Annotated in this window: 16 protein-coding genes, 1 tRNA gene and 1 pseudogene; 12 read left to right on the top strand and 6 right to left on the bottom strand. The window is 66.2% G+C overall.

Translation table 11 applies throughout. The features are described 5' to 3' along the window. The 10 genes and pseudogenes from tnpC to KM135_RS18250 all read left to right on the top strand — a co-directional run. Positions 1 to 734: IS66 family transposase (gene tnpC, locus KM135_RS18295; protein WP_221715512.1), on the top strand; the 734-nt coding region annotated here is incomplete at its 5' end. A gap of 178 nt (positions 735 to 912) precedes the next feature. Further along, positions 913 to 1,470, top strand: a pseudogene (locus KM135_RS18290) (IS3 family transposase); the annotation flags it as partial. A gap of 182 nt (positions 1,471 to 1,652) precedes the next feature. After that, positions 1,653 to 1,727, top strand: a tRNA-Glu gene (locus KM135_RS18285). Between the two features lie 198 nt (positions 1,728 to 1,925). Beyond that, positions 1,926 to 2,243, top strand: a complete 318-nt coding sequence (locus tag KM135_RS18280; protein WP_221715511.1) for a hypothetical protein — start codon at positions 1,926 to 1,928, stop codon at positions 2,241 to 2,243. Positions 2,244 to 2,333: 90 nt separating this feature from the next. Beyond that, the gene (gene kdpF, locus KM135_RS18275) at positions 2,334 to 2,423 is read left to right on the top strand and encodes a K(+)-transporting ATPase subunit F (RefSeq protein WP_221715510.1); all 90 of its coding nucleotides are present in this window, start codon (positions 2,334 to 2,336) and stop codon (positions 2,421 to 2,423) included. A gap of 13 nt (positions 2,424 to 2,436) precedes the next feature. After that, positions 2,437 to 4,140 (top strand): potassium-transporting ATPase subunit KdpA, encoded by a 1,704-nt coding sequence (gene kdpA / locus KM135_RS18270; RefSeq protein ID WP_221715509.1) that lies wholly within the window; start codon positions 2,437 to 2,439, stop codon positions 4,138 to 4,140. Between the two features lie 12 nt (positions 4,141 to 4,152). After that, positions 4,153 to 6,168 (top strand): potassium-transporting ATPase subunit KdpB, encoded by a 2,016-nt coding sequence (kdpB, locus tag KM135_RS18265; RefSeq protein WP_221715508.1) that lies wholly within the window; start codon positions 4,153 to 4,155, stop codon positions 6,166 to 6,168. An 11-nt stretch (positions 6,169 to 6,179) separates the two neighbouring features. Further along, positions 6,180 to 6,779 (top strand): potassium-transporting ATPase subunit KdpC, encoded by a 600-nt coding sequence (gene kdpC / locus KM135_RS18260; RefSeq protein ID WP_221715507.1) that lies wholly within the window; start codon positions 6,180 to 6,182, stop codon positions 6,777 to 6,779. Then, on the top strand, positions 6,776 to 9,451 hold the full coding sequence (locus KM135_RS18255; RefSeq protein ID WP_221715506.1) for a sensor histidine kinase: 2,676 nt from the start codon (positions 6,776 to 6,778) through the stop codon (positions 9,449 to 9,451). The genes kdpC and KM135_RS18255 overlap by 4 nt, the downstream gene beginning before the upstream one ends. Continuing rightward, positions 9,448 to 10,131, top strand: coding sequence for a response regulator transcription factor (locus tag KM135_RS18250; RefSeq protein ID WP_221715505.1), 684 nt, complete (start codon positions 9,448 to 9,450; stop codon positions 10,129 to 10,131). Before KM135_RS18255 ends, KM135_RS18250 begins: the two co-directional genes overlap by 4 nt. A 12-nt stretch (positions 10,132 to 10,143) precedes the next feature. Here KM135_RS18250 and glyA read toward each other — a convergent pair whose 3' ends face one another. The 5 genes from glyA to KM135_RS18225 form a co-directional block, all read right to left on the bottom strand. After that, positions 10,144 to 11,421: a serine hydroxymethyltransferase gene (glyA, locus tag KM135_RS18245; protein WP_425517092.1), complete on the bottom strand. Its 1,278-nt coding sequence runs from the start codon at positions 11,419 to 11,421 to the stop codon at positions 10,144 to 10,146. 62 nt (positions 11,422 to 11,483) lie between these two features. Then, on the bottom strand, positions 11,484 to 14,150 hold the full coding sequence (metH, locus tag KM135_RS18240; protein WP_221715504.1) for a methionine synthase: 2,667 nt from the start codon (positions 14,148 to 14,150) through the stop codon (positions 11,484 to 11,486). Beyond that, positions 14,147 to 15,190, bottom strand: coding sequence for a homocysteine S-methyltransferase family protein (locus KM135_RS18235; RefSeq protein WP_221715503.1), 1,044 nt, complete (start codon positions 15,188 to 15,190; stop codon positions 14,147 to 14,149). The genes metH and KM135_RS18235 overlap by 4 nt, the downstream gene beginning before the upstream one ends. Further along, the gene (metF, locus tag KM135_RS18230) at positions 15,168 to 16,097 is read right to left on the bottom strand and encodes a methylenetetrahydrofolate reductase [NAD(P)H] (protein ID WP_221715502.1); all 930 of its coding nucleotides are present in this window, start codon (positions 16,095 to 16,097) and stop codon (positions 15,168 to 15,170) included. The genes KM135_RS18235 and metF overlap by 23 nt, the downstream gene beginning before the upstream one ends. A gap of 22 nt (positions 16,098 to 16,119) precedes the next feature. After that, positions 16,120 to 16,452 (bottom strand): hypothetical protein, encoded by a 333-nt coding sequence (locus KM135_RS18225; protein WP_221715501.1) that lies wholly within the window; start codon positions 16,450 to 16,452, stop codon positions 16,120 to 16,122. 90 nt (positions 16,453 to 16,542) lie between these two features. Between KM135_RS18225 and KM135_RS18220 the strand changes: the two genes are divergently transcribed. Next, a complete protein-coding gene (locus KM135_RS18220; RefSeq protein WP_221715500.1) occupies positions 16,543 to 17,502 on the top strand; it encodes an ArsR/SmtB family transcription factor in 960 nt (319 codons plus the stop codon). On the opposite strand, the gene KM135_RS18215 is transcribed toward KM135_RS18220, so the two are convergent. After that, positions 17,499 to 19,565, bottom strand: coding sequence for a transglycosylase domain-containing protein (locus KM135_RS18215; RefSeq protein ID WP_221715499.1), 2,067 nt, complete (start codon positions 19,563 to 19,565; stop codon positions 17,499 to 17,501). The two genes, KM135_RS18220 and KM135_RS18215, sit on opposite strands and share 4 nt — an antisense overlap. 426 nt (positions 19,566 to 19,991) lie before the next feature. Here KM135_RS18215 and KM135_RS18210 point away from each other — a divergent pair, with 426 nt between their 5' ends. Next, a complete protein-coding gene (locus KM135_RS18210; protein WP_221715498.1) occupies positions 19,992 to 21,185 on the top strand; it encodes a VgrG-related protein in 1,194 nt (397 codons plus the stop codon). Position 21,186 lies beyond the last annotated feature (1 nt).

The following is a 21,186-nucleotide window of genomic DNA, read 5'->3' as shown; positions in this document are numbered from 1 at the left end:
AGCTGTGGGCCTATGCCCGCGACGATCGACCCTGGGGCGGCAGTGACCCGCCGATGGTGGCCTACGTCTACGCCGCGGACCGCAAGGCCGAACGGCCCGAGGCTCATCTCGGGGATTTCGCGGGCATCCTGCAGGTCGATGGCTATGGCGGCTACGCCGCTCTCGCCAAGCGGCGCCAGCAGGTCAGCCTCGCCTTCTGCTGGTCGCACGTCCGGCGCAAGTTCTACGATCTTGCCGAGAAGTCGCCGGTCGCGACCGAGATCCTGAAGCGCATCGCCAAGTTGTATGAAGTCGAGGACCAGGTGCGCGGCTCATCGGCCGAGCAGCGCCGCGCTGTGCGCGACGAGCACAGCCGGATCCTCGTCGACGACCTCAAGGTCTATCTCGATGCCCGGCTTCGCCAGCTCAGCGCCAAGAGCAAGCTCGCCGAAGCGATACGCTACGCGGTCAGCCGCTGGGACGGACTCGTCCGCTTCCTCGACGATGGGCGCATCGAGCTTGACACCAACACCGTCGAACGCGCGATCCGGCCGCTCGCTCTCAACCGCAAGAACGCCCTGTTCGCCGGCTCCGACGAAGGCGGTGACAACTGGGCCGTGATCGCCACGCTCATCGAAAACTGCAAGCTTTCCGGCATCAACCCGCACACATGGCTGACCGAAACCCTCACTAAACTGGCCGCGGGCCATCCTGCCAATGCCGTCGGCGAACTCATGCCTTGGACCGTGGTCTGAAAACACCGGTTACGCGATTATTATGGGCGATTTGGCCCGTGCCGGCAAACCATGGGGCGTCGATCTGAAGGAGCGCGCCGGTCGTGCCGAACTATCCCGAGTTTGAGCGCTGACGTCGAAATGATCGCGCGACATTCGCCTGCCCGGAACGCAACTTCGATCTGGTATCGATCGGCATCCTCATAGCCGCTGCGATAGGCAAAGACATCATCGCGCGCCGAGCATGCTTTGGGTGTTTGACTCCACCTGTGTCGCGACGTGGGCGGGCTTCGTTTACGTAGCCTTTGTGATCGACGTCTACGCCCGCTATATCGTGGGCTGGCGGGTCAGCAGGACTGCGCATGCCAGCTTCGGGCTGGACGCGCTGGAGCAGGCTATACATGAGCGCCGCCCTGTCCACCGCGGCGGTCTCGTCCACCACAGTCACCGCGGTTCACAATATGTCTCCATCCGATACTCGGAGCGGCTTGCCAAAGCCGGGATCGAGCCATCGGTTGGCAGTGTTGGCGACAGCTATGACAATGCTTTGGGTGAGACCATCAATGGCCTTTACAAGGCCGAGGTGATCCACCGCAGGGGACCGTGGCGATCCTTCAAGGCCGTGGACTATGCCACGCTCGAATGGGTAGACTGGTTTAACAACCGACGCCTGCTGGCGCCCATCGGCAATATCCCACCCGCTGAAGCCGAAGAACAATATTATGCCATGCTGGACGACGTCTCCTTGGCTGCGTAACGTAAACCAAATAGCCTCCGGAAGACCCGGAGCGGTTCAGTTCGCAATCAGGCGGACTATTCGGCACGCTCGCCCGAACGCCGCCCCGACCACGTTGCGAGCCGATTTTTTTTGGCTTGCCTAGCCGGGCATCCCACGGCATAGGCCCCGAACCTGTCGCCGGGCCGATGTCCCGGTCACATGGCCCCTTCGTCTAGCGGTTAGGACGCGGCCCTTTCACGGCTGAAACACGGGTTCGATTCCCGTAGGGGTCACCAGCCAATCATTCTTTATTCGCGGTTGCCCCGGCGCCCTTTGTCGCGCCCGGCAAAGATGCATGTGACCTCGGTCATATTGCCCCGCCCGCGCGGCCTCGACCTTTACGGAAATTTTATGCCGCCGGCCAAATTCCCCGTGGAAGCTTAATCGCCTCCGCGCCCACATCGCCGGCGCAATCCCGCACGGAATGGAAGGCGATGGGCAAAATCATGGCCAGACTGGAAACCGGAGACAGATGGTGGGCGGCGGAGATTGTGCTGCGCGCCATCGGACTCGCGCTGCTCGGCCTCTGCGCACTCAGTGCGATCTGGCTTCATGCTGCGGTGCAACGTCCGTCATCGGAACTGTCGCTTGCTCTCGAAACCGCCGAGGCGGCCGGCACATTCCTGTGCTGGAGTATGGGCGGCGCTCTGCTGACTGTCGGTCAGGGCCTCTTCCGGCTGATCGACGTGCCGGACCGCGCCGCGCGCTTTTCCCAATCACACGCTCAACAATCACAGGGACAGAAGGCATGACCGATCTTCTCTGGCTCGGCGTTCTCGCCGGGCTGTTCGCGCTGACGCTCGCTTATGCACGCCTGTGCGGCGACGCCTGAGTCCGCTGCCATGACCGCGCAATTCGTCCTCGCCGGCGCCGTGGCGCTTGGCCTCCTCCTCTATCTCGTGGCCGTGTTGATCCGGCCCGAGCGTTTCTGAAAGGAGCCGGTTCATGACCGTTCAGGGATGGGTTCTCATCCTCCTTTTCACCGCCATCATCATCGCGCTCGCCAAGCCGATGGGCCTGTGGCTCTTCGCCCTCTACGAAGGACGAAGCACACCGCTTCATGCGGTACTCGGCCCGGTCGAGCGCGGTTTCTACAGGCTGGCGGGCATCGATCCGCAGGCCGAGCAGAGCTGGCGCACCTATGCCGTCCACATGCTGCTGTTCCAGCTCGTCACATTGCTCTTCACCTATGCGATCCTGCGCCTGCAAGGCGTGCTGCCGATGAACCCGCGCGACCTACCCGGCATCGGCCCGGACGGCGCGATGAACACCGCGATCAGCTTCACCACCAACACCAACTGGCAATGGTATTCGGGCGAGGCGGCGATGTCGAACCTCAGCCAGATGCTGGGGCTCACCATCCATAATTTCCTGTCGGCGGCGACCGGCATCGCCATCGCCTTCGCCCTGTTCCGCGGCTTCGCCCGGCGGCAGGTGAGCGGCCTCGGCAATTTCTGGGCGGATATCACGCGGGTGACGCTCTATCTGCTGCTGCCTCTGTGCATCGTCTATGCGGTCTTCCTGATCGCCAGCGGCGTGCCGCAGACCTTCGCGAGCATGGTCGACGCGACGACGATCGAAGGCGTCAAGCAGAGCATCGTGGTCGGCCCGGTCGCCAGCCAGGAAGCGATCAAGATGCTCGGCACCAATGGCGGCGGCTTCTTCAACGCCAACAGCGCGCATCCCTTCGAGAACCCGACGGCCCTCACCAATCTGGTGCAGATGCTCTCGATCTTCTCGATCGGTGTGGGTCTCACCTGGTGCTTCGGCAAGGCCGTCGGCAACACACGCCAGGGCTGGGCGATCCTCGCCGCGATGATGATCCTGTTCCTCGCCGGCGTCGGCATCCTCTATTGGCAGGAGGCGGCCGGCACGCCGATGATGCACGGCCTCGGCTTTGCCGGCGGCAATATGGAAGGCAAGGAAGTCCGTTTTGGCCTTGCCGCCAGCGCGCTCTTCGCGGTCATCACGACGGCGGCCTCGTGCGGCGCGGTCAATGCGATGCACGACAGCTTCACGGCGTTGGGCGGCATGATCCCGCTGTTCAACATCCAGCTCGGCGAGATCGTCGTGGGCGGTGTCGGTGCTGGCATCTACGGCTTCCTGCTGTTCGCACTGCTCGCGGTGTTCGTTGCCGGCCTGATGGTCGGGCGCACGCCGGAATATGTCGGCAAGAAGATCGAGGCAAAGGAAGTGAAGCTGGCCGTCCTCGCCATCGCGGTCCTGCCGCTCTGCATCCTCGGCTTCACGGCGCTCTCGTCCGTGCTACCACAGGGCCTCGCCGGGCCGCTCAACAAGGGGCCTCATGGCTTCACCGAGATCCTCTACGCCTATAGCTCGGCGACGGGGAACAACGGCTCGGCCTTTGCCGGCATCACCTCGGGCACGCCTTATTACAACGCGCTGCTCGCCATCTCGATGTGGATCGGCCGCTTCTTCATCATCGTGCCCGTGCTGGCGATCGCCGGCAGCCTGGCCGCGAAGAAGTACACGCCGGAAACGGCGGGTTCCTTCCCGACCACTGGCCCGCTGTGGATCGGCCTGCTGGTCGCGATCATCCTGATCGTCGGCGGCCTCACTTTCCTCCCGGGCCTCGCGCTCGGCCCGATCGCCGATCACATCGCGATGATCAACGGCCAGCTTTTCTGAGGACATGACATCATGACAACCCCCTCCTCCATCTTCTCGGCCAAGCTGGTCGCGCCCGCCATGGCCGACGCCGTGCGCAAGCTCGATCCGCGCGAACTGATCCGCAATCCGGTGCTGTTCACGACGGCGGTGGTCGCTTTGCTGCTGACCGTCCTGCTCCCGATGGGCGGCACCGATCTCTCGGCGGGCTTCCAGCTCCAGCTGATTGTCTGGATGTGGCTGACGGTGCTGTTCGGCACCTTTGCCGAGGCCCTCGCCGAGGGGCGCGGCAGGGCCCAGGCGGCGTCGCTCCGCGCGACCAAGTCCGAGCTGACGGCCAAGCTGCCCGACGGGCGCACCGTCGCCGCCTCGCGGCTTCAGCGCGGCGATGTCGTTGTCGTCGAGACCAATGATCTCATTCCGGCCGACGGCGAAGTGATCGAAGGCGTCGCCTCGGTCAACGAGGCCGCGATCACGGGCGAGAGCGCGCCCGTCATCCGCGAGGCGGGCGGCGACCGCTCGGCCGTGACAGCGGGGACGCGCGTCATCTCGGACAGCATCAAGGTCCGCGTCACGCAGGAGCCGGGCAAGGGTTTCCTCGATCGCATGATCGCGCTGGTCGAAGGCGCCGAGCGGCAGAAGACGCCGAACGAGATCGCGCTCACGATCCTGCTCGTGGGCCTGACGATCATCTTCCTGATCGCCGTCGCCACGATCCCCGGTTTCGCCAGCTATGCGGGCGGCAGCATTCCGGTCGCGGTGCTGGCGGCGCTGCTGATCACCTTGATCCCGACCACGATCGCCGCCCTGCTTTCCGCCATCGGCATTGCGGGCATGGACCGGCTGGTGCGTTTCAACGTGCTCGCCAAGTCCGGCCGCGCGGTCGAGGCTGCGGGCGATGTCGACGTGCTGCTACTCGACAAGACCGGCACGATCACGATCGGCGACCGGCAGGCGAGCGAACTGCACGCGATCTCCGGCGTCACCACCGATGCGCTGGCGCAAGCCGCGATGCTCGCCAGCCTTGCCGACGAGACGCCGGAAGGCCGCTCGGTGCTGGTGCTCGCGCGCGAAAAGCACGGCATTGCCGCGCAAGCCTTGCCTGCCGATGCGGAGATCGTTCCCTTCACGGCGCAGACCCGCATTTCCGGCATCAAGCTGAACGGCCGCATCATCCAGAAAGGCGCGGTCGATGCGATCTTGCGCGCCAATCCGGGACTTGGCGAAACCGCCGCCGCGAACGAGCTGCGCCGCACGACCGAGACGATTGCCCGCGCCGGCATGACGCCGCTCGCCGTGGCCGAGAACGGCAAGCTGCTCGGCGCCATCGCGCTCAAGGACGTGATCAAGGCCGGCGTGCGCGACCGCTTCGCCGAGCTGCGCCGCATGGGCATTCGCACGGTGATGATCACCGGCGACAATCCGCTGACAGCCGCCGCCATCGCGGCCGAGGCGGGCGTGGACGATTTCCTTGCCGAAGCGACGCCGGAGGACAAGCTGGCTCTCATCCGCAAGGAGCAAGCCGGCGGGCGCCTCGTCGCCATGTGCGGCGACGGGACCAACGATGCCCCCGCCCTTGCCCAGGCCGATGTCGGCGTCGCCATGAACACCGGCACGCAGGCCGCGCGCGAGGCAGGCAATATGGTCGATCTCGACAGCGACCCGACCAAGCTCATCGAGATTGTGGGCCTCGGCAAGCAATTGTTGATGACGCGCGGCGCGCTCACGACCTTCTCGGTCGCCAACGATGTCGCCAAATATTTCGCGATCATCCCGGCGATGTTCATCGTGCTCTATCCGGGCCTCGGCGTACTCAACGTCATGGGTCTTGCTTCGCCGAACAGCGCGATACTCTCGGCGATCATCTTCAACGCGCTGATCATCCCCTGCCTCGTCCCGCTGGCTCTCAAAGGGGTCCGGTTTCGCGCAATCGGTGCCGGACCGCTGCTGGCGCGCAATCTCGCGATCTACGGCCTCGGCGGTCTCGTCGCGCCGTTCGTCGGCATCAAGCTGATCGACATCGCCGTCTCCGGTCTCAATCTCGTTTGAGGAGCAATCTCATGCTCAAGGACTTCACTTCCGCCATCCGTCCCGCCGTCGTGCTGACGATCCTGTTCGCGCTGCTGCTGGGCCTTGCCTATCCCGCCGCGATCACCGGCATCGGCCAGCTCGCCTTCCCGCATCAGGCCAATGGCAGCCTCATCACCGAAAACGGCCGCGTCATTGGCTCAGAGCTGATCGCGCAGGGCTTCACCGGCGAGCGCTATTTCCATCCGCGCCCGTCGGCCGCCGGCGCGGGCTATGAAGCGAACAACAGCTACGGCTCCAATCTCGGCCCGACCAGCCAGGCGCTGCACGACCGCATGCAGGCCGACATCGCCACCTTGCGAACCTCGCCAGACGTTATCGTTCCTCCTGCCGATCTGGTGACGACTTCCGCCTCGGGGCTCGACCCCCATATCAGCCCCGAGGCGGCCTTGTTTCAGGTTGCTCGCGTGACGAAGGCGCGCGGGCTTGATGAAGGCGTGTTGCGCAAGCTGGTCTCCGAGCATGTCGAAACGCCGCTCCTCGCCTTCCTCGGCGAGCCGCGCGTCAATGTGCTGATGCTCAACCGCGCTCTCGACAGGCTCGACGCCAAGGGCGCAAACACGCCCAAGTGAACCACGACTCGCCTCTCGACGGTCGGCCGAGCCCGGAGGCTCTTCTGCGCGAAGCCGCGCAGGAGGGCCGTGGTCGTTTGAAGGTCTTCCTCGGTGCCGCGCCCGGCGTCGGCAAGACCTATGAGATGCTGACCGAAGGCACGGTCCGGCGGCGCGAAGGCGACGATGTCGTGATCGGCGTCGTCGAAACGCATGGCCGCGCCGAGACCGCTGCTTTGGTCGATGGCTTCGAGATCATTCCGCGCAGCGACGTCGAATATCAGGGGCGCACGCTGCTGGAGATGGACATCGATGCCATTCTAGCCCGGCATCCGGCGCTCGTGCTGGTCGATGAGCTGGCGCACACCAATGCGCCAGGCAGCCGTCACGACAAGCGCTATCAGGATGTCGAGGAGCTGCTGGCCGCCGGGATCGACGTCTATTCGACCGTCAACGTCCAGCATCTCGAGAGCGTCAACGATGTCGTGGCGAGCTTCACCAAGGTGCGGGTGCGCGAGACGCTGCCGGACCGGGTGATCGAGAATGCCGATATCGAGCTCATCGACATCCCGCCCGATGAGTTGATCGAGCGGCTGAAGCAGGGCAAGGTCTATGTGCCCGAGGAAGCGACGCGGGCGCTCGGCAGCTTCTTCTCCAAGTCGAACCTCACTGCCCTGCGCGAACTGGCGCTGCGCCGTGCCGCGCAAGCCGTCGATGCGGAAATGCTCGATTATCTGCGCGCGCATGCCCTCGCCGGAACCTGGGCGGCGGGCGAGCGCGTCGTGGTCGCGGTGAGCGAGCAGCCGGCTGCGGCCGAGCTGGTCCGCGCCGCCAAGCGCATTGCCGACGCGCTGCGCGGCCCGTGGACCGCCGTCCATATCGAGACGCCGCGCACAAGCCGCTTCTCGGATGCCGACAATGCACGGCTCGCCGCCACGCTGCATCTGGCGAGCCAGCTTGGCGGCGACGTCGCGACCGTGCCGGGCGAGAATGTGGTCGAGGGCCTCAAGCGCTTCACGACCGAAGCGCGCGCAACGCAGCTCATCGTCGGCAAGTCCGTGCGCTCGCGCTGGTTCGAGCTGCTGCACGGCTCGATCGTCGACCGCCTCGTGCGTGAGACGCCGGACATGACTGTCCACGTGCTGCCGATGGCGCCGGGCGATTCTCCCGCCCGCGCCGCGCGACGCCCCGCGCCGGACCGCTGGGGGCGTCCGACCGACTATCTCGTCGCGTTCGGGATGGTCGCGCTGGTCACGCTGGTCGGGGACAGCCTCTTCGCCGCAGCCAGCGTCGCCAATGTCGGCCTGCTGTTCCTGTTGCCGGTGATGGTCGCCGCCCTGCGTTATGGCCTGCGGGTCGGCATCGTCACCAGCCTCGTCTGCTCGCTCGCCTATAATTTCTTCTTCATCCCACCGACCCATACTTTCACCATTCAGGACCCCGAGAATATCCTGACCGTGCTGGTGCTGCTCGGTGTGGCGGTCGTGAGCAGCCATCTCGCCGCGAAAGTCCGGCAACAGGCGCTGCTCGCCCAGCGCAGCGCGGCGCAGAACAGCTCGCTCGCCGGCTTCGCGCGGCAACTCACCGGTACCGGCCAGGCGGAGGAACTGGCGCAATTGCTGTGCGACGAAGTCGGGCGCCTGCTGGACGTCCATACCGTGCTCCTCATGCCGGAGGCGGGAGAACTCGTCGTGCGCGCCGCCAATCCGGCCGGCACGCGCCTGGAAGCGATCGAGCAGGCCGCCTCCCGCTGGGCCTTCGATCACAATCAACCGGCCGGGCGAAATTCGGAGACGCTCACTGCCTCGGAATGGCTGTTCCACCCGGTGGCGACGGCGGGCCATGTCCTCGGCGCCTTCGGCATCGCGAAGCCCGATGCCAGCACGCCGATCCGTTCCGACCAGTTGCCGCTGCTGCTCAGCCTGCTCGATCAGGCAGCGCTCGCGCTCGAGCGCATCGGCCTGGAAGCGGAAATGTCGACCGTCACGCAGCTCAAGGAGCGCGACCGGCTGCGGGCTGCGTTGCTGTCCTCGGTCAGCCATGATCTGCGCACGCCGCTCACGACCATTCTCGGCATGCTCGGAGAATTCCAGCCCGCGACACCCGAGCAGGAAGAGCAACTGCGCGAAGCACGCGGCGAGGCTGAGCGCCTGAACCGCTTCGTCGCCAATCTGCTGGACATGGTGCGGATCGAGACCGGCGCGCTGCACCTGTCGATCGAGCCGGTCGATCTGGCCGAAGCCGTGGCGGCGGCGGTGCATGACCTGCGCCGGGCGCTGCGGGATCGTCGCGTGGCGCTCGAAATTTCGCCGGACCTGCCGCTCGTCGCGGTGGACCCCCATTTGTTCCACCACTGCCTCATCAATCTTATCGAGAATGCCGCCAAATACGGCCATGCCGACACGCCGATCACGATCGCGGCGAGGCGGGAGCACAGCGGGATGGCCCTGAGCGTGCTCGACGAAGGTCCGGGCATTCCCCCCGGCGAGGAGCGGCGGATCTTCGAGACCTTCACCCGCATCGAGGGGTCCGACCGCAAGGGCGGCACCGGGCTCGGCCTCGCCATCGTCAAGGGCTTTGCCGAGGCGATGGAGATCGGCGTGGAAGCGACCAACCGGCATGATCGAAGCGGCGCCCGCTTCGCGCTGCTTTTCCCGGAAACCCGGCTGGTGAAGGGCACTGCGGACGAATGACGACCGGCTCCAAGCTTCTCGTTGTCGATGACGAGCCTGCCATCCGCCGCCTGCTCAGCGCCGCGCTCACGCGCGCGGGCTATCGGGTCGTCGAGGCGGGGACCGGGCGTGAAACGCTCTCCGCCGTGCAGATCGACAAGCCGGACGCCGTCCTGCTCGACCTTGGCCTGCCCGATCGCGATGGCCTGGAGCTGGTGCCGCTCATCAAGTCGAGCGGCGCCGCCGTGCTGGTCGTCTCGGCGCGGGATGCAACAGAGCAGAAAGTCGCCGCGCTCGACCTCGGCGCCGACGACTATGTCACCAAGCCGTTCGACACGGAGGAAGTGCTGGCGCGCATCCGCACGGCGCTGCGCCATCGTCTCTCGGCTGAGGCGGACCGGCCGGTCGTGACGGTGGGCGACATCGAGATCGATCTCTCCGCCCGTCTCGTTCGCCGCGCTGGGGAGGAAGTGCATCTGACCCCCAAGGAGTTCGGCTTCCTTGCAGAACTGGCCAAGCATCCCGGTCGCGTGGTCACGCATGCACAGCTGCTGCGCAACGTCTGGGGTCCGGGGCACGAGCGCGATGTCGAATATCTGCGGGTGGCCGCGCGTGGCGTCCGCAAAAAGCTCGAAGGGCAGAACATCGTCGCCTCGTTCATCCGCAACGAACCGGGCGTCGGCTATCGGCTGGTCAGATGACCGTGCGCGACCTCACGCGGCCGGATAGGTCGGGAAACGCGCGCACAGCGCCTTGACCTCGTTCGCAATGGCGACCTCGGTCGCATGATCGCCCATTTCGCCATAGCGCCCGACAACGTCCGCCATGATCGCGATCCACTCGCCGATGGCTCGGAACTCCGCCGTGCCGAAGCCGCGGGTCGTGCCCGCGGGCGTGCCGAGCCTTATGCCGGAGGTGACCGCCGGGCGTGCCGTGTCGAAGGGAATCGCATTCTTGTTGCAGGTCATCGATGCGCGGCCGAGCGCGCGTTCCATCTGGTTGCCCGCGGCGCGCTTGGGCCTCAGATCGACCAGCATGAGATGATTGTCCGTGCCGCCCGAGACGATGTCGAGGCCGTTCTCCTGAAGCGCGGCCGCCAGCGCGCGCGCATTGTCGACCACGTCATGCGCATAGCCGATGAAGTCCGGTCGCAGCGCTTCCCCAAGCGCCACGGCCTTGGCCGCGATCACATGCATGAGCGGCCCGCCCTGCAAGCCGGGGAAGATCGCCGTGTCGATCTTCTTCGCCAGCGCCTCGTCATTGGTGAGGATCAGCCCGCCGCGCGGGCCGCGCAGCGACTTGTGCGTGGTCGTCGTCACCACATGGGCATGCGGCATCGGCGAGGGATGCGCGCTGCCAGAGACCAGCCCGGCGAAATGCGACATATCGACGAGCAGCCAGGCGCCGATCTCGTCGGCAATTTCCCGGAAACGCGCGAAATCCCAGTAGCGCGAATAGGCCGTGCCGCCGGCGATGATCAGCTTCGGCCGGTTAACGCGCGCGATCTGGGCGATCTCGTCCATGTCCAGCAGCTGATCTTCCGGGCGGACGCCATAGGGGATCGGCCGGAACCATTTGCCGGACATGTTGACCGGCGACCCGTGCGTCAGATGGCCACCCGCCGCAAGATCGAGCCCCATGAAGCTGTCGCCCGGCTGGAGCAGCGCGAGGAACACGGCCTGGTTCATCTGGCTGCCGCTATGCGGCTGCACATTGGCGAACTGCGCGCCGAACAGCAGCTTCGCGCGGTCGATCGCGAGTTGCTCGATCCGGTCCGCAAACTCGCAGCCACCATAATAGCGCCGGCCCGGATAGCCTTCGGCATATTTGTTGGTGAAGATCGATCCCTGCGCCTCCAGCACGGCGCGCGAGACGATATTCTCCGAGGCGATCAGCTCGATCCTGTCCTGCTGGCGCAGGCCTTCCAGCCGGCAGGCCTCGGCGATCACGGGATCGACCTCTTCCAGCCTGCCTTCGAAGAAGGACTGCAAGGCCGAGGGTTGTTCGAAACTGGCAGCGGCGAGAGTCACGTTCGTCTCCTTGGGACTGGGTGTCAGTCGAGATTGGGGCGAAGCCAGCGCTCGGCCGTTTCGAGGTCGAAACCACGCCGCGCGGCATAGTCGGCAAGCTGGTCCTGCCCGATCCTCGCCACGCCGAAATAATGGGCCTGCGGGTGTGCGAAGTAGAAGCCGGAGACCGCGGCGGTCGGCAGCATCGCCTGGCTCTCGGTCAGCTGGATCCCGGCGGGTGCGACACACAGCAGATCGAACAGCATCGGCTTGAGCGTATGATCCGGGCACGCCGGATAGCCCGGCGCCGGCCGGATGCCGACATAGCGCTCGCGGATCAGGTCGTCATTGCCCAGCGCCTCCCCGGGCGCATAGCCCCAGAGATTGGTGCGGACATGCAGGTGCAGCCGCTCGGCAAAGGCCTCGGCCAGCCGATCGGCCAGCGCCTTCAGGAGAATGTCGCTATAGTCGTCATGCTCCGCCTTGAAGCGCGCGAGATGGACATCGATGCCGTGGATGGCGACAGCGAAACCGCCGAGCCAGTCGTCCTTCTCCGCGATGAAATCGGCGAGGCAGGAACTGGCGCGGCCTTCGCGCTTGGCGATCTGCTGGCGCAGGAACGGGATGCGCGTGCGCGCCGCACCGACCAGCACGTCGTCCCCGTCCCGCTCGGCGGGCCAGAAGGCCGCGACGCCCTGCGCGCACAACCACTGCTCGGCGATGATGCGATCGAGCATCGCCTGTGCGTCGCGATAGAGATCGCGCGCCGTCTGGCCGACGACGTCGTCGCTCAATATGTCCGGGAAGTTCCCGGCCAGCTCCCAGGCACGGAAGAACGGCGTCCAGTCGATATAAGCCCGCAGATCGTCCAGCGGCCAGTCCTCGAACCGGTGGAGGCCCGGCCTGGCGGGCGGCGGCGCCTTCAGCGCGGGATCGACAACCAGTGCATTGGCGCGGGCTTCCGCGATCGGCAGGAGCGCGCTCTGCCCCTTCCCTTCCCGCTGTGCGCGGATGTCCGCATAGGCCGCTGCCGTCTCCTCGACGAACGGCTGAGCAAGGGTGTCGCTCACCAGTGTCGAGGCCACGCCGACCGCCCGGCTCGCATCGAGCACATGCAGGACCGGCCCGGCATAGGCCGGCGCGATGCGCAGCGCCGTGTGAACGCGCGAGGTCGTCGCCCCGCCGATCAGCAGCGGAATATCCAGGTTCAGCCGCTGCATTTCCTGCGCCACCGTCACCATCTCATCGAGCGAGGGCGTGATCAGCCCGGACAGGCCGATCATGTCGGCATCCTCCTCGGCCGCGACACGCAGGATTTCGGACCACGGCACCATCACCCCGAGGTCGATCACCTCGAAGCCGTTGCACTGGAGCACGACACCGACGATGTTCTTGCCGATGTCGTGAACGTCGCCCTTCACCGTCGCCATGACGATCTTGCCCTTGCCCTGGACGGCGCCGCTGCGCTCCTTTTCTTCCTCGATGAACGGGATGAGATGGCTCACCGCCTTCTTCATCACGCGCGCGGACTTGACCACTTGCGGCAGAAACATCCGCCCGGAACCAAAGAGATCACCGACGACATTCATGCCGTCCATGAGCGCTCCCTCGATCACGTGGATCGGGCGCTCGGCCAGAAGCCGGGCTTCCTCGGCATCCTCGACGACATGGCTGTCGATGCCCTTGACCAGCGCATGCTCCAGCCGCTTGGCGACCGGCCAGCTGCGCCATTCGGCCTGCGTCTTGTCCTCGGCGGTCCCGGCATCGCGATAGCGCTCGGCCAATTCGACCAGCCGCTCGGTGGCATCGTCGCGCCGGTCGAGGATCACATCCTCGCAGGCCTCGCGCAGTTCCGGGTCGATCGTGTCGTAAATGTCGAGCTGGCCCGCATTGACGATCGCCATGTCCAGCCCGGCAGGAATGGCGTGGTAGAGGAACACCGAGTGCATGGCCCGGCGAACGGTCTCGTTGCCGCGGAAGGAGAAGCTCAAGTTCGAAAGGCCGCCCGAGAGATGGACATGCGGGCAGCGCGCCTTGACCGCACGGCAGGCCTCGATGAAATCGAGCGCATAGCGGCGATGCTCGTCGATCCCGGTGGCGACCGCGAAGATGTTCGCGTCGAAGATGATGTCCTCGGCCGGGAAGCCGTCGGCGACGAGCAGATCATAGGCCCGCCCGCAAATCTCGACCTTCCGCGCGAGCGTGTCCGCCTGCCCCGCCTCGTCGAACGCCATGACGACGATCGCGGCGCCATAGAGCGCGGACAGCCGCGCTTGCCGGAGGAAGCTCTCCTCGCCTTCCTTCAGGCTGATCGAATTCACGATCGGCTTGCCGGAAACGCATTTGAGACCTGCCTCGATCACCTCCCAGCGGGAGCTGTCGATCATGAACGGCACGCGGGCGATGTCCGGCTCGGCGGCGATGAGCTTGAGGAACGTCGTCATCGCCTCGACCGCGTCGAGCAGACCCTCGTCCATGTTGATGTCGATGATCTGCGCGCCATTCTCGACCTGCTGCCGCGCGACCTCAACGGCGCGGCCATAGTCGCTCGCCATAATCAGCTTCTTGAAGGCCGCCGAACCGGTGACATTGGTCCGCTCGCCGACATTGACGAACGTTGCCCGAGGAGAGAGCGTGGGCAACGCATCAATGTCGGCGAGCGGTTCGGCGGACCCCGGGGCGTTGAGGGGGTGGGCCAGCACCGAATTCATCGCGCGATCTCCATCGGTTCGAGGCCGGCGAGATAGGTCGTGCGCGGCGCGCGCGCCGGGACGCGCGGCCAGCAATCCGCGACGGCGCGCGAAATGGCGGCGATATGCGCAGGCGAGGAGCCACAGCAGCCGCCCAATATGTTGACCAGGCCCGCCTCGGCCCATTCGCGCAATTGCGCCGCCGTCTCTTCGGGCAGCTCGTCATACTCGCCCAGCGCATTGGGCAGGCCGGCATTGGGATAGGCCATGATGAGGCTCTCCGCGCCGGATGCCAGTGCCTGAAGATGCGGGCGAAGCTGCGCCGCGCCGAACGAGCAATTGAGCCCGATCGTCAGCGGCTGCGCATGCCGGACGGTCTGCCAGAAAGCCTCCACCGTGTGGCCCGAGAGATTGCGGCCGGAGAGGTCCGTGATCGTCATGGAGATCATCATCGGCACGACCCGGCCGGCAGCGACACCGGCCTCGTGCGTTGCCATGATCGCGGCCTTGGCGTTCAGCGTGTCGAAGATCGTCTCCAGCAGAATGAAGTCGACGCCGCCAGTGAGGAGCGCCGCGATCTGCTCGCGATACACGTCCTTCAGCGTGTCGAAATCGATCTCGCGAAAGCCCGGATCGTTGACGTCGGGTGACAGGGACAAGGTCTTGTTGGTCGGCCCGACCGCGCCGGCCACGAACCGGGGCCGGCCGTCCTGCGCGTGCCGGTCGGCGCATTGCCGGGCGATGGCTGCCGCCGCGATGTTGATCTGTTCGACGAGCGCTTCGGCGCCATAATCGGCCTGGCTGATGCGATTGGCGCTGAAGGTATTGGTCGAGACGATGTCCGCGCCCGCCGCCAGATAGGCGTCGGTAATGTCGCCGATCACGTCCGGACGGGTCAGGGCCAGCAGGTCGTGATTGCCCTTCTGGTCGCGCGTCAAGGCGAGATCGCCGCGATAGTCGCGCTCCTGCAATCCCCGCCCCTGGATCTCGGTGCCATAAGCACCGTCCAGAAGCAGGATCCGCTGTGCGGCCAGTCCTTCAAGCTGCGCGGCTGCGTGCATCGGCGTCCTCCTGCGGCCTGAGACCGAGCAAATGACAAATCGCGTAGGAAAGGTCCGCGCGATTGAGCGTGTAGAAGTGGAATTGGCGGACGCCGCCCGCGTAGAGTTGCGCGCAGAGTTCGGTGGCAATCGTCGCGGCGACGAGGTCGCGCGCGGCGGGCCGCTCGTCGAGGCCGTTGAGCAGCCGGTCGAGCCAAGGTGGAATGCTGGCCTGGCACATGGCGGCGAAGCGCCGCGTCTGCGCGACATTGGCGATCGGCAGGATGCCCGGCACGATCTCGGCATCGATCCCGACCGCCGCCGCCTGATCGCGGAAACGGAAGAAGCAGTCCGCCGAGAAGAAGAACTGGGTGATCGCCCGGCTCGCCCCGGCATCGATCTTGCGCCAGAGATTGTCGAGATCGGCCGCGCGATTGCGGGACTCGGGATGGCATTCCGGATAAGCCGCGACGGAGACCTCGAACGGCGCGACGCGCTTGAGCCCGGCCACGAGCGCCGCCGCACCGGCATAGCCGTCCGGTCGCGCCTCGAAGCGCGAACCGGGACCTTCGGGATCGCCGCGCAACGCAACGATGTGACGGATACCCGCATCCCAATAGGAGCGCGCCAGATCGTCGATCTCGTTCCGGCTCGCCCCGACGCAGGTCAAATGCGCGGCTGCGGCGAGCGGAGTCTGGGTCGCGATCCGAACGACGGCGTCGCGCGTGTGGTGCCGTGTGGAACCCCCGGCGCCGCAGGTCACGGAGACGAAGCGCGGCCCCAGAGGCGCCAGCGCGGCAACCGTGTCCTGCAAGTCCTCGGCGCCGCGCTCGGACCTGGGCGGGAAGAACTCGAATGACACCTCGATGTCGCCCGTTGCCGCCTCGAACAGCGGATCGGCCTTCAGACCGTGAAGATTGGCTAGCATGAAGGCCTCCTGTGCGCCGGCGTCAGAACGACGCTGCGCGGAGCGGCGCTGGCGCCTGCCAGGCCAAAGCGCGGAAGGCATGCCAGTCCGGGCGTGCATCGCCGACGAACAGCTCGCGCCAGTCATCGCTGAGGCCTTCGGCAGCGCGCGGGGCCTTCTGGTCCTGATAGAGCGACTGGCTCAGCTCCGGCCCGTAGAGGCTGCCATGCGGCACGCTTGTATATTCGCACTGCCCGACATCGCAGTCGGACGCGACGCGCGCCTCGAGATTGTCCGCATCGGCGGCAATGTAGATGCCGACCAACGACGCCGCGGCCGCGCCGTCTTCCCACGATCTCACTAGATAAACACTCATCGCGAATCCTTTCAAAATCACTATATAATGATTTCTTTATATAGGCATCAATTGATTGACAAGTGGTAATCGCACCGATAGCCGGCGATCATGACGATCCCGCCCGAAGAGATGTTTCGCGCGCTCGGCGATGGCATCCGCCTGCGCATGCTCATGCTGCTGCGATCGGGCGAGCTGACCGTGGGCGAACTCGCGCTGGTACTGGGCCAGAGCCAGCCGCGAATATCACAGCATATCAAGGTGCTGCAGGAAGCCCGGCTGGTCGAGCGGCGCAAGGAAGGCAATTCCGCCTTCTTGAGCCTCGGCGCCACGCCGCGCGTCGAACCGATCTTCGCTTTATTGGACAGCTGGGCGCTGACCGGCGACGAAATCGCCTGGTTCGAGGCGGACAAGGCCCGGCTCAAGGCGATCCACACCGATCGCGCCGCCGAAGCGCAGCGATTCTTCGAGCGCAATGCCTCGCGCTGGCACGAATTGCGCTCGCTCCACGTCCCCGATGCCGAGGTGGACGCCGCGATCCTGAACGCGCTGGGAGAGCATCCGCTCGGCCGACTGCTCGATATCGGCACCGGCACCGGCCATATGCTCGAACTGCTCGCCCCCAGGGCCAAGACCGCGCTCGGCGTCGATCGCTCGCCGGAGATGCTGCGCTTCGCCCGCGAGCGGCTCGCCAGCGCCGGTATCGACGCCAGGCTGCGGCAGGCGGACATGTATGCCCTCCCCATGGACGACCAGTCGTTCGACACGATCATCATGCATCAGGTGCTGCATTATGCGCAGCATCCCGAGGCGGTGATCGCGGAAGCGGCGCGCCTCCTCGCGCCCGGCGGCATCTTCCTCATCGTGGACGTCGCGCCGCACGATCATGACGATTTCCGGCAGCGTTATGCCCATGCCCGGCTCGGCTTCGCCGACAAGATGGTGCTGCGCTGGCTGACGGCGGAGCATCTCACGGCATCGGTGGTGGCGCATCTCGCGGGCGACCTGACCATCGCCATCTGGAAAGGCGAGCGGGCGGCGGCCTCGGGCGGGTTGAGAGTCGTTCGCTAGGGCGAGGTCGGCTCAGCTTCGTTCGATGACGACGGCGCGCGGCGATCCGACTGCCCCTCGCCCCTCACCTCGACGCCATTCTGGTCGAGCCGCACCTGCACCCCGCTCCCGCGCACGCTGGCCGAGAGCCCGTCCTCGGAAATGTCGAACTCGACATCGTCGGGCGCGATGCTGTTGATCATCTCGTCGAGATCGACCGGAAGCGCCTCGCGCCGTTCTTCCGGCGCCTCGCGCTGCGCGACGCCGAGCGCCTGCGCCATGAAGCTGCGCCAGATCCGTGCGGGGAGCGCGCTGGTGAGGCCCGGATTGGGGGTATTGTCGTCATTGCCGACCCACACGCCGGCGACGAGGCCGCCGGCATAGCCGATGAACAGCACATCGCGCTTGTCCTGCGTCGTCCCGGTCTTGCCGAACGCGCCGATCGGCAGCGCGGCACCGCGTCCAGTTCCGCTCCGCACCGTGCTCGCCAGCAGATCGCGCAGTCCCTCGACCTCGTCTTCGCTGAGCGGGCGCCTTTTGCTCATGAAGGTGGCCAGCCAGCCCGGCTCCTCAGCATCGGCCAACCCCTGCGGGCGCGGCGCGCGATCGCCATTGGCCACGGCGGCATAGGCGGCCGTCAGCTCCAGCAGGGAGACGGTCGAGGTGCCGAGCGCGATCGACGCTTCCTCGGGGATCGGCGTCGAAATGCCGAGGTCGCGCGCTGCCTGGATCACGGCCTTGGGCCCGACCTGATGGATGAGCCGCGCCGCCGCGACATTGCTGGAGCGCGCAAACGCCTCGCGCAGGGTGATCGTGCCACGATACTGCCCGTCGCTGTTCTTCGGCGCCCATTCGCCGATCTGCACCGGCGCGTCCTCGACCGTGGAATCCGGCGTCATGCCCGCGCGCAAGGCGGCGAGATAGACGAACAGCTTGAAGGTGGAGCCCGGCTGCCGCCGCGCCTGCGTCGCGCGATTGAACGGGCTGTCCGCATAGCGCTTGCCGCCGACCATGGCGACGACCCGCCCGTCCGGCCGCATGACCACGATCGCGACCTGCGCCTGCCGCAGCCCGGCATTGCGCACGGCACGCTCGGCCGCGCGCTGCACCGGCATTTCGAGCGTCGTGCGCACGGTCTGCTCGCGCTCGAGGCCATCCGCATCCCCCCGCGCCTCGGCCATGATCCAGTCGGCGAAATAGGTGCCATTGGGGAGGCTGCTCGGCCGCTGCGCGACGACCCGCGCCGGGCGGACGCGCGCGGCCTGCGCCTCGTCGAGCAGGCCCGCGGCGACCATCGCGCCGACGACCAGCTTCTGCCGCGCGCGCGCTCCGGCGAGGTTCTTCGTCGGCGCGAGGCGCGAGGGCGCCTGCACCAGCCCCGCCAGCATCGCCGCCTGCCCGACGCTCAGATCGTCCGGATCGCGGTCGAAATAATGCCTCGCCGCCGCGCGCAGGCCATAGACATTGTCGCCGAAATAGACGTTCGAGAGATAGCGCGACAGGATCTGGTCCTTGCTCAGCCACGCCTCCAGCCAGAAGGCGATGATGACCTCGCGCATCTTGCGCGTCGCCGTCCGGTCGGAGGTCAGAAAGGCATTCTTGGCGAGCTGCTGCGTGATCGTGCTGCCGCCCTGCCGCACGCCGCCGGCCCAGAGATTGTTCCAGGCCGCCCGCGCGATGCCGCGCGGATCGATGCCCCAATGCGTGCGGAAGCGCCGGTCCTCGATGGCGAGGAAGGCATTGACGACATGATCGGGCAGCTTGGCCGCATCGACCGGCTCGCCGATCGTGGCGCCACGCCGCGCAATCGGTGTCCTTTCAGCGGACAGCAAGGTGATGCTCGGCGGCACCGGCGGCTGGAGCGATTTGGAGAGCGGCGCCGTGAACGCCAGATAGACGACCAGCAGCAGGAACAGGATGGGAGTCGCAATCAGCCCCCACTTCACCCAGCGCCGACGACGCCCCCGCGACGGGACCGGATCGTCTGCGGCCTCATATGGAGGTTGCCCGCCCGCAACGGAGCCGGCATCGCCCGGCAGCATGCCCTCCGCCTGATCCAGCGGATCGGATGACTGGCGCCTCATCCGGCGCGTGATGGGATCGAACACGCTGTACAAGTCTGTTGCCTATCGGCTGTATTACACAAACAACACAGCCTGCACAAGCGCCGTGCGGGCTTGCTGGCTTGCATGGTCTGTTACCGAAACAGGATGATGTGGTCGATAACGCTCGCCGCGCCTCAGCGGAGGACCGGTCGTCCGGCTGATCCAGCGGCAATCGCTCGTCGGAGTGCGGCCGTGATCCGTCGCAACGCATTGTCGAAATGGAGATTCTCGGCTATTCTTGCCGAACAGAGCGGTCTTGCGGCGATGAACTCATCGGACCGCAATGACAAAACCGGCCGCCATTGCCCTCTGATTGTTCTTCCGGTCGCCCCGTCGGACGAAGCTGCGTCGATCATGAGAGGGAATGTCATGAACCGGAAGCCCATTTTTGATGCCGTCAGAACCATGCTTGGCCGGGGATTCAAGCCGGCCGAGGTCGCTGCTCTCGACCTTGCCTGCGACCTTGCCGAAGCGGCGGTCGCGCAGCCAGAGCCGAAGCCGCCCAGTCCCGCCGTGAAGCCGGCTGACACAGCGTCGTCCCGCCCTTCCGCCGACAAGCTCGGCAGCGTGTCCGAACGGTTCGAGAGCGGCGGACGCGGCCCCGGCACGGTATCGAGCGGCAGCGGTGACCCTGGCGGCGTCTCCTACGGCACCTACCAGCTCTCCAGCAATGCAGGCACGCTGACCGCCTTCCTCAAGGCGGAAGGCAGGCCCTGGATCGCCAGGTTCGGCGATACGAAGCCGGGCGGCGGTCCGTTCTCCACCGTCTGGAAGGTGATCGCCGGTGCGGAGAAGGAGGCCTTCGGCGCCGCGCAGCACAAGTTCATCGAGCGGACGCATTATCGGCCCTCTATCGAGGCCGTGCTGGCCACCAAGGGTCTGGACCTCGATCTGCGGCACACGGCCGTTCGCGAGGCCGTCTGGTCGATCTCCGTCCAGCATGGCGGCGCGAAGACGATCCTGATCGACGCCGTCAACGCCTGCGACCGGGATCATGAGCGCGACGCCGCGGGCTATGATCGGGCGCTCGTCGAGCAGATGTACAAGGTGCGGACCGCCTATGTCCTGCGCGTGGCAAGCAATCCCAAGCTGCCCAAGGCGCAGCGCGACCAGCTCGTGAGCATCACGGAGAATCGCTACCCGGCCGAACTGGCCGACGCCCTGAAACTGTTCGCGGCGCCGGACGCGACGCCCTCGGCGGCGCCGGCCGTTCAGCCTGCAGCGGCGGCGGCCGACGGGAGCATCGACGGCAATGTGGTCGCCGCGCAGAACAATGTGCTGGTGAAGAGCAACGCGGTGAAGCTCAAGAAACTCCATGCGAAGATGGGGCCGGCAATCGTGGCCGTCGCGACCGCCGCGAAGAAGCTCGGCCTGCCGCAGCCGGTCATCACCTCGGGCAATGACAGCACGCACAAGGCCGACTCCCTGCACTATAAATGGCGCGCGCTGGATTTTCGCGGCAACAACATCCAGCCGAGCGTGGGCAGGCAGTTCGAAACCGAGGTGCGCGGGATCCTGGGAGCGGATTACGACGTTATCTTCGAGACATTCATGAACGCGACGAATAATCATCTTCATGTCGAATATGATCCGGACTGAA

Origin of the sequence: Sphingobium xanthum, assembly GCF_019737615.1 — a bacterium.
Classification (GTDB): domain Bacteria; phylum Pseudomonadota; class Alphaproteobacteria; order Sphingomonadales; family Sphingomonadaceae; genus Sphingobium; species Sphingobium xanthum.
This window is presented reverse-complemented; position numbering and strand designations above follow the sequence as displayed.